This window comes from Streptomyces aureus (genome assembly GCF_001418135.1).
Lineage (GTDB): Bacteria > Actinomycetota > Actinomycetes > Streptomycetales > Streptomycetaceae > Streptomyces > Streptomyces aureus_A.
The window spans coordinates 1-8,665 of sequence record NZ_LIPQ01000098.1; the positions used below are offsets into that span (position 1 = coordinate 1).

At 75.6% G+C, this 8,665-nt stretch carries 10 protein-coding genes; 1 reads left to right on the top strand and 9 read right to left on the bottom strand.

The window, feature by feature from the left end:
• Positions 1-39 precede the first annotated feature (39 nt).
• Positions 40-498: an ATP-binding protein gene (locus AOK00_RS10010; RefSeq protein WP_055599949.1), complete on the bottom strand. Its 459-nt coding sequence runs from the start codon at positions 496-498 to the stop codon at positions 40-42.
• A 15-nt stretch (positions 499-513) separates the two neighbouring features.
• Complete coding sequence (locus AOK00_RS10015; protein ID WP_015034520.1) at positions 514-867, bottom strand: STAS domain-containing protein; 354 nt, start codon at positions 865-867, stop codon at positions 514-516.
• A gap of 81 nt (positions 868-948) precedes the next feature.
• On the opposite strand from AOK00_RS10015, the gene AOK00_RS10020 reads away from it, so the two are divergent.
• Positions 949-3,474: a DEAD/DEAH box helicase gene (locus tag AOK00_RS10020; protein ID WP_055599950.1), complete on the top strand. Its 2,526-nt coding sequence runs from the start codon at positions 949-951 to the stop codon at positions 3,472-3,474.
• On the opposite strand, the gene AOK00_RS36870 is transcribed toward AOK00_RS10020, so the two are convergent.
• The 7 genes from AOK00_RS36870 to ssd all read right to left on the bottom strand — a co-directional run bounded on the left by AOK00_RS36870 (position 3,368) and on the right by ssd (position 8,394).
• The gene (locus tag AOK00_RS36870) at positions 3,368-3,790 is read right to left on the bottom strand and encodes an Rv3654c family TadE-like protein (protein ID WP_079041917.1); all 423 of its coding nucleotides are present in this window, start codon (positions 3,788-3,790) and stop codon (positions 3,368-3,370) included. The genes AOK00_RS10020 and AOK00_RS36870 overlap by 107 nt on opposite strands.
• Positions 3,787-4,173: a TadE family type IV pilus minor pilin gene (locus AOK00_RS10025; protein WP_254047299.1), complete on the bottom strand. Its 387-nt coding sequence runs from the start codon at positions 4,171-4,173 to the stop codon at positions 3,787-3,789. The genes AOK00_RS36870 and AOK00_RS10025 overlap by 4 nt, the downstream gene beginning before the upstream one ends.
• The gene (locus tag AOK00_RS10030) at positions 4,160-4,297 is read right to left on the bottom strand and encodes a DUF4244 domain-containing protein (protein WP_233447957.1); all 138 of its coding nucleotides are present in this window, start codon (positions 4,295-4,297) and stop codon (positions 4,160-4,162) included. The genes AOK00_RS10025 and AOK00_RS10030 overlap by 14 nt, the downstream gene beginning before the upstream one ends.
• A 110-nt stretch (positions 4,298-4,407) precedes the next feature.
• Positions 4,408-5,181, bottom strand: coding sequence for a type II secretion system F family protein (locus tag AOK00_RS10035; protein WP_055599952.1), 774 nt, complete (start codon positions 5,179-5,181; stop codon positions 4,408-4,410).
• Positions 5,178-6,068 (bottom strand): type II secretion system F family protein, encoded by an 891-nt coding sequence (locus AOK00_RS10040; RefSeq protein WP_254047300.1) that lies wholly within the window; start codon positions 6,066-6,068, stop codon positions 5,178-5,180. The genes AOK00_RS10035 and AOK00_RS10040 overlap by 4 nt, the downstream gene beginning before the upstream one ends.
• Positions 6,065-7,225 (bottom strand): TadA family conjugal transfer-associated ATPase, encoded by a 1,161-nt coding sequence (locus tag AOK00_RS10045; RefSeq protein ID WP_055599953.1) that lies wholly within the window; start codon positions 7,223-7,225, stop codon positions 6,065-6,067. Before AOK00_RS10045 ends, AOK00_RS10040 begins: the two co-directional genes overlap by 4 nt.
• Complete coding sequence (gene ssd, locus AOK00_RS10050; protein ID WP_254047301.1) at positions 7,222-8,394, bottom strand: septum site-determining protein Ssd; 1,173 nt, start codon at positions 8,392-8,394, stop codon at positions 7,222-7,224. The genes AOK00_RS10045 and ssd overlap by 4 nt, the downstream gene beginning before the upstream one ends.
• Between the last annotated feature and the right edge of the window lie 271 nt (positions 8,395-8,665).

Below are 8,665 nucleotides of genomic sequence, written 5' to 3' on the forward strand. Positions count from 1 at the left end.
CAGGGCCTCTTCTCGTTGCGCTACGTGGCTCCGTACGGGTCAGGACAGGACGTCCGCCGAGTTCACCGGCCAGCTCATCCGGATGGTGCCGCCGTCCTCGCCGGCGCTCACCTCGAAATCGTCGACGAGCCCGCGGATCACCGCGAGCCCCATCTCGTCCTCACCGTCGGCGTCGTCGAACTCCTCGGCCGGGGCCGCGGCCCGCGCGCCGGGGACACCGGCGGCATCGGCCGCCGCGACCCCCGCACCCGGGACCTCGTCGCCGACCTCGATGGAGAACGTCTTCTCCTCCTCGGTCAGCACGACCCTGATGGGCGTCGTCACGTCGTTGCTGCGGTGCAGCCCGACGGCACGCGAACACGCCTCGCCGACGGCGAGCCGCACCTCGTCGAGGACCGCCTCGTCCACCCCGGCCCGGCGCGCGACCGCGGCCGCCACCAGGCGGGCCGTACGGACGTGCTCGGGCTGAGCGCTGAAGCGGAGTTCAACGGTGGCCATAGGAACCCCCTGGGCTCAGTCGACGGCGTTGACGGCCTCGTCGACCGAGGTGTGGATCGGGAACACCTTGGTGAGACCCGTGATCCGGAAAATCTTCAGAATGCGCTCCTGGTTGCAGACCAGACGCAGCGAGCCCTCGTGGGCACGAACGCGCTTCAGGCCGCCGACGAGCACACCGAGGCCGGTGGAGTCGAGGAAGTCCACGCCCTCCATGTCGACAACCAGGTGGTAGCTGCCGTCGTTCACCAACTCGACCAACTGCTCGCGCAGCTTGGGCGCGGTATACACATCAATCTCGCCACCGACCTCGACGACCGTACGGTCACCACCAGCGCCGGACACATTGCGAGTCGACAGGGACAGGTCCACGGATCCTCCAGCACCTTGCTATCGAACGATCGTCCCCACTGGGTCTCCCGGGCGGAGTCAGGGAACTGATCGCCAGCCGCGATGGCATTCAATCACTTACCAGCAGCCATGCACGACGCCTTGGAAGCATTGTCCGTCATGGCAGTGACACACTCGGTGCCGATGGCCAAGAATCAGCGCCCCCGACGACCGGCCGGAGACACGGGCAGCCGCCCCTCCCCCGCCATGGTCCTCGACCGGCTCTCCTCGGGCGAGAGCCGGACCGCGCGCATCACTCATACGGAGCACATGCCCGCCCGGGAGGGTCGTCATGCAGTCTGGCCGCACCGCATCCGTCCGGAAGTGATCGCGGCCATCGAGGCGGCCGGGATCGAGCACCCCTGGGCACACCAGGCCGAGGCCGCCGAGCACGCCCTGGACGGCGAGAACGTGGTGATCGCCACCGGCACCGCCTCGGGCAAGTCGCTCGCCTACCTCGCGCCGGTCCTGAGCACCCTCCTGGACGGCTCCGAGGCCCCCAACGGTCGCGGGACCACCGCCCTGTACCTCTCGCCCACCAAGGCGCTCGCCGCCGACCAGCGGCGCGTCGTCCGGGAACTGGCCGCCCCGCTCGGCAACCGGATCCGCCCCGCCGTCTACGACGGCGACACGCCCGTCGAGGAACGCGAGTGGGTCCGCCAGTACGCGAACCACGTGCTGACCAACCCCGACATGCTGCACCGGGGCATACTCCCCTCCCACCCCAGGTGGGCCTCCTTCCTGCGCTCCCTGCGCTACGTCGTGATCGACGAGTGCCACACCTACCGCGGCGTCTTCGGCTCCCACGTCGCCCAGGTGCTGCGGCGACTGCGCCGGATCTGCGCCCGGTACGGCTCCGAGCCGGTCTTCCTCCTCGCCTCCGCCACCTCCGCCGAACCCGCCCTCGCCGCCGGCCGCCTCACCGGCCTGCCGGTCACCGAGGTCTCCGACGACGCCTCCCCGCGCGGCGAGCTGGTCTTCGCCCTGTGGGAGCCGCCGCTGACCGAGCTGCACGGCGAGCGCGGAGCGCCCGTGCGCCGCACCGCCACCGCGGAGACCGCGGACCTGCTGACCGACCTGACCCGCCAGGGCGTCCGCTCGGTCGCCTTCGTACGCTCCCGGCGCGGCGCCGAACTGATCTCGGTGATCGCCCAGGAACGCCTCGCCGAGACCGACCGCGCGCTCGCCCGCCGGGTCGCCGCCTACCGCGGCGGCTACCTCCCCGAGGAGCGCCGGGCCCTGGAGCGGGCCCTGCACTCCGGCGAGCTCCTCGGCCTGGCCGCCACGACCGCCCTGGAGCTGGGCGTGGACGTCTCGGGCCTGGACGCGGTCCTGATCGCCGGATACCCGGGCACCCGGGCCTCCCTGTGGCAGCAGGCCGGCCGCGCCGGCCGTTCGGGTGAGGGCGCCCTGGCGATCCTGATCGCCCGCGACGACCCGCTGGACACCTTCCTGGTGCACCATCCGGAGGCGATCTTCGACCAGCCGGTCGAGTCGACCGTCCTCGACCCGGACAACCCGTACGTCCTCGCCCCCCATCTGTGCGCCGCCGCCGCGGAGCTCCCGCTGACCGAAGCGGACCTGGCCCTCTTCGGCCCGGCCGTCCCCGGCCTGCTGCCCCAGCTGGAGGGCGCCGGCCTGCTGCGCCGCCGCTCCTCCGGCTGGTACTGGACCCGCCGCGAGCGGGCCGCCGACCTCACGGACATCCGGGGCGGCGGCGGCAGCCCCGTCCGGATCGTGGAGGCCGGCACCGGCCGACTGCTCGGCACCGTCGACGAGGCCGCCTCCCACACGGCCGTCCACGAAGGTGCCGTCCACCTCCACCAGGGCCGCACCTACCTGGTGCGGGAGCTCGACCTCAAGGACTCCGTGGCGCTCGTGGAGGAGGCCGTCCCGCCGTACTCCACCACCGCCCGCGACACCACCTCCATCGCCGTCCTCGACACCGAGACCGAGATCCCCTGGGGCGCCGGCCGCCTCTGCTACGGCTCCGTCGAGGTCACCAACCAGGTCGTCTCCTTCCTGCGACGCCGCCTGATCACGGGCGAGGTGCTCGGCGAGACCAAGCTCGACCTGCCGCCCCGCACCCTGCGCACCCGGGCCGTGTGGTGGACGGTCACGGAGGACCAGCTGGACGCCGCCCGGATCACCCCGGAGATCCTCGGGGGCGCCCTGCACGCCGCCGAGCACGCCTCCATCGGCATGCTGCCGCTCTTCGCCACCTGCGACCGCTGGGACATCGGCGGAGTCTCCGTACCGCTCCACCCGGACACCCTGCTGCCCACCGTCTTCGTGTACGACGGCCACCCGGGCGGCGCGGGCTTCGCCGAGCGCGCCTTCCACACCGCCCGTGCCTGGCTGACGGCCACCCGGGAGGCCATCGCCTCCTGCGAGTGCGAGGCGGGCTGTCCGTCCTGCATCCAGTCCCCGAAGTGCGGCAACGGCAACGACCCCCTCCACAAGCGCGGCGCGGTCCGCCTCCTCACGGAAATCCTCCGGGAGGCCCCGGAGCCCCCGAAGACCCCTGCGGCACCCGAGGCCCCCGGGACGCCGTCGGCGGAGGTGCCGGAGGTCCCGCCCGGGACCTGATTGCCGGCCGGTAGGGACCGCGCACGACCCGGGCGGTCACCTCCGCGAGCTCGCCCCGCACCGCGCAGCCCACCAGCTCGGCGCCCTGCGCGGCGGCCACCCGGGAGGCGGCGGCACAGGCCTCGGCCTCGCCCCACAGCGCCCGGTCCGCGGCGGCGAGCGCCGCCAGGTCGGCCGCCCCGCCGGCCCGGTGCCTGGCCGCCACCGCCTGCCCGAGCGCGAGCACCGCCCCGAACACCACGCACAGCGCGCAGGCCGCGAACGCCACCCACACGGTCGCCGCACCCCGGTCCCGGCCGCGCGTGTCGGCCGTCACGGCGGGCCGCCGTTCTCCGGGGCGCCCGGTGCCGGGCCGCCGATCGTCGTGTCCTCCGCGAGCGCCGCGGCCTCCGCCCGCAGGGTCAGCCCCAGGCCCCGGGGACCCGGCGCCACGGCCTCCACCGTCACCCGCCACAGCTCCCCCGACCGCGTCACCGCGACCCGGGCGCCCTCGGGCGCGGCGGCCCGCGCGGCCGACTCGGCCGAGGCCATGGGCTCGGCGCGGGCCGCGACCCGTGCCCCGGCCCGCGCCGCGTCCACGCAGCGGATCTGGGCGGCGGCCGCCGCGAGCGCCCAGAGCAGGGTGACCGTGAAGACGGCGAGGACAGGCAGCACCAACGCCGCCTCCACGGTCACGAAGCCCCGGTCAGAACGGCGCATCGAGAGCCTTCCCGATCACCGACTCCAGCGCTCCCGAGACCGCCCCACTGGTCACGATCTTGTACAGGACCGCGGCGAACCCCGCCGCCGCGATCGTCCCCACCGCGTATTCGGACGTGGTCATCCCCGCGTCCCGGCACGCCGCCTGTCGCCGTGCCCGCCACCAAACGCCCAACGCCACCTTGACTCCCATGCCGACCTCCTCGGTCCGTCGTTCTCGTCGTGTCATGCCGTTCATCCGTCCAGAAGTCCCGTCGCCAGGCCGATCACCACCGGGGCCACTCCCACCGCCAGGAAGGCCGGCAGGAAGCAGAGCCCCACGGGCCCGCTGATCAGCACCTGCGCCCGGCGGGCCCGGGCCGCCGCCGTCCGGGCACGGGCCGACCGCAACGCGGCCGCGTGACGCGCGACGGCCTCCGCCGCGGGTGCCCCCGAGGAGCCGGCCCGTTCCATGCAGCGCGCGAGGCCAGAGGCGCCGGGTATCGCGCCGAACCTCCGCCACACCTCGGCCGGCTCGCCCCCGAGCCGCAGTTCGGCGGCCGTGCGGGTCAGTCGCTCGCCCAGGGGGCCGCCGAGGGACCGCCCGACGGCCTCCGCCGCCTCCCCGGGCCCGGCTCCGGCCGAGGCACAGGCCGCCAGCAGATCGGCGGCCAGCGGAAGATGCCGCACCGCGTCGTCGTCCGCGTCCGCCGGTGCGGTGGACCCGCTCGCCGCTCCGCGTCTGACGGCCGCGGCCACCAGGACGGCGGCCGCCAGACCGCCGAACACCCCGAACAGCACCCAGCCGAGCCCGGCCGCCCCGAGGGGTGCCACCCAGTGCCCCACCCGCCGCGGCAGCCCGGACCGAACGCTCCGCGGTCGCGGAGCCGGGGCCGGGGCCGGCAGCAGTTCTCGCAGCCTCCGCCGCATCGCGCGCGCCCTCCGCCCGCACACCAGCTCCCGCACCCCCTGCTCGCACCAGACGATCGCCACGGCCGCCACCGCGGTCGCCTGCACGGCCCCCCTCACGCCCGCTCCCCTCCTCGGACGATCCGCGCGGCCCACCACAGCCCGGCCGCCTCCAGAGCCCCGCCCACGGCGAGGCAGGCCAGGCCCGCCGGTGTGTGCAGCAGCACCCGCAGCGGGTCCGCGCCCAGAGCCGCGCCGAGGGCGACACCGGCGAGCGGCAGCACCGCGAGGACGGCCACCGTCGCCCAGGCCCCGGCGAGTTCGGCGCGCAACCGCTCCCGCTGCTCGCGGTGGTCCCGCAGAGCCGCCTCGAGCCGGTCGAGCCCGGCGGCCAGGCCCGCGCCGCCGTCCACGGCCACCTGCCAGCACGCCGCCATGCCCGCGAGTCCGTCGGCGCCGTCCTGCCCGGCCGCTCTCCGCAGGGCCTCCGGCACGTCCCCGCCGAAGCGGGCCGCCGCGAGCACCGCCGCCTCCTCGTCGCCGAGAGCGCCCGTCTCACGGGCCGCGAAGGACAGGGCCTGCGCAGGCTGCCAGCCGGCCCTCAGCTCCCCCACGACGGCCCCGCACAGGGCCACCACGCGCTCGGCGCGCGCCTCGCGTTCCCTCCGGCGCCCGGCCTCCCGCAGCCGCCCCCCGAGGACCGGCACCGCGACCGCCCCCGCCAGCAGCGGCAGCGGCGACTCACCGAGCACCGCGACGACTCCCGCCACCGGCAGACACAGCCAGGCCCGCCGCCCCCGCAGCACGGCCCACCAGCGCGCGGCCACCGCCGGCCACACCCCAGGGCCACCGAGATTCCCGGAGAGCCCGGCGACCCCACCGGCGAGCACCAGCCGCGCCCGGCCCGTGACGCGCCTCCGCTCGACCACCTCCCACAACACCACGACCGCGCAGGCGACCAACGCCGCCTGGACCACGTCCCGTACGGACAACCCCGCCGTGCTCACGGTCCTCCTCCGATCAGCGACCTCAGCCGCTCCCAGCCCCGCTCCCGCACGAATCCGGCAGCACCCCACCGCAGCGCGGGAACCGTCCGCACCAGGCCGTCCCGGTCCCGCTCCAGGACGTGCGCCTCGGCGATCCGCCGCCGCCCGTCCCGGTCCCGCGCCAGATGGAGCACGACCGACAGACCGGCCCACAACTGGCTGTGCAGGGCGGCCCGGTCGAGCCCGGCCGCCGTCCCCAGGGCTTCGAGGCGCGCCGGCACGTCCGCCGCGGTGTTGGCGTGGAGCGTGCCCGAGCCGCCTTCATGGCCGGTGTTGAGGGCGGCGAGCAGATCGACCGCCTCACCGCCCCGGACCTCGCCGACCACCAGCCGGTCCGGCCGCATCCGCAGCGCCTGCCGGACCAGATCCCGCAGGGTCACGAGTCCGGCGCCCTCCTGGTTCGCGGGCCTGGCCTCCAGACGCACCACGTGCGGATGGTCGGGCCGCAGCTCCGCGGAGTCCTCGGCGAGGACGATCCGCTCCCGCTCCCCCACCAGGCCGAGCAGGGAGGCGAGCAGCGTGGTCTTCCCCGTCCCCGTGCCACCGCTGACCAGGTACGACACCCGGGCGTCGATGAGTGCGCGCAGGATGGGGGCGCCGCCCGGCGGCACCGTGCCCGCCGCCGCCAGCTCCTCCAGGGTGAAGGCGCGCGGGCGGACCACCCGGAGCGACAGACAGGTCGAGCCGACCGCCACCGGTGGCAGCACCGCGTGCATCCGGGTGCCGTCGGGCAGTCGCGCGTCCACCCAGGGCCTGGCGTCGTCGAGCCTGCGTCCGGCCACCGCCGCGAGCCGCTGTGCCAGCCTGCGCACGGCGGCGGCGTCGGCGAAGGACACCGGGGCCCGCTCCAGGCCGGCTCCCCGGTCCACCCACACCCGGTCGGGTGCCGAGACCAGGACGTCGGTGACGGCCGGGTCGGCGAGCAGCGGTTCGAGCGGTCCGGTGCCGATCAGCTCACACCTCAACTCCTCCGCCACACCCAGCACTTCCGCGTCACCGAGCAGCCGCCCCTGCGCCCTGAGCGCCGCCGCGACCCGAGCCGGGGTGGGCTCGGACCCGCTCGCCGCGAGCCGCTGCCGCACCGCGTCGAGCAGCCCCGCGCCGCCGCCCGCGGTCACGCCGCACCGCCAGGGGCGAGGGCGCGCGCCCAGAAGGCGTCGCAGAACCGGCCGAGGGGGCCACGCGGCTCGGCGCCCGGCGGGACGCCCGCGTCCTGGTCGGCCACGATCCCCGGGTCGTAAGGGAGTTCACCGGCGAGCGGCAGCCGCAGCGCGTCGGCGACCCATCGCTCGTCGAGTCCTGTCGCGTACGGTCCGCGGACCACGGCCCGCAGGTCGCGCACGCCCGCGGAGAGGGACGAAGCCACCCGGTGGGCGGCCGCGACGGCCCTCAACTCGCCCGGCACGACGAGCAGTCCGAGGTCGAGCTGGGCCAGGGCCTCGACGGCCGCCGGGTCGGCCGCGCGCGGCAGGTCGACCACGACGACCCCGCCCCGGCGGCGGGCCGCCGCGAGCACGGACCGCACGGCCTCGGCCGGCAGCGAAGCCGCGGGCTCCCTGCCCCAGCTGAGCACCCGGACGCCCCGCACGGACGGCAGGGACTCCTCCAGGGCGCCGCCGGCGAGCCGGCCCTTCGAGGCCGCGAAGTCGGGCCATCGTCTGCCCTCCTCGCGCTCGCCGCCGAGCAACACGTCGAGTCCCCCGCCCAGCGGGTCGCCGTCGACGAGCAGGGTGCGCCGCCCGGCTCGCGCGGCGGCCAGCGCGAGCCCACAGGCCAGGGTGGAGGCACCCGCGCCGCCTCGGCCGCCGACGACCCCGACGGTCGTCGCCTGCCGGCCCACGCCTTCGGCGGCGTCGGCGATGCGGTCGACGAGGAGGCCCTCTGCGTCCGGCAGCCGCAGGACGCACTCGGCCCCGATCTCGACGGCGAGCCGCCACACCCCCGAATCGTCCCGGTCGCGCCCGACGAGGACGGTCCCCGGGCGGCGCGCTGCTCCCCGGCATCGCGCCGCGGCGTCGTCGCCGACCAGGACGAGCGGTGGGTCGGTCCAGCTCGCCCGCCGCTCCGGCACCCGGTGGTGCACCTCCGGTTCGACCCCGGCCGCGGCGCACAGCCGCAGAAGGTCGTCGAGCAGCCCGAGGTCCTCGGTGACGATCAACGGCCCCGTGCGGCGCTGCTCCTGGGCGCCGGGCCCGTCCGGACCACTCGGCAGCGGGGTCCGATCCGCCCCGCTCGGCGGCGACGTCCACGTCGTACCCCTGACCCCGGAAGTCCTGGATGCCTCCATGGCACACACCCCTCTCGTGATTCCTGCCGTTCGCGAACTTCGCGACAGGAATCACCGTGGGGCCGAACCGGAAATCCTGGGGATCTTGCCGAAAAACTGGGGATATCCCATGCCCTGTGAATATCTCCGTCACCCCTCCGAGGACTGTCCGGAACGCAGCCTGCCGGTTACCGTGAGTGATGAATCGAGGGCTCGACAGAGCTCCGGACGATGCGCGGCCGACGGCCGGAAGGAAGGAGGCGGACGATGTCCCACAGGGCCAAAACGGCTC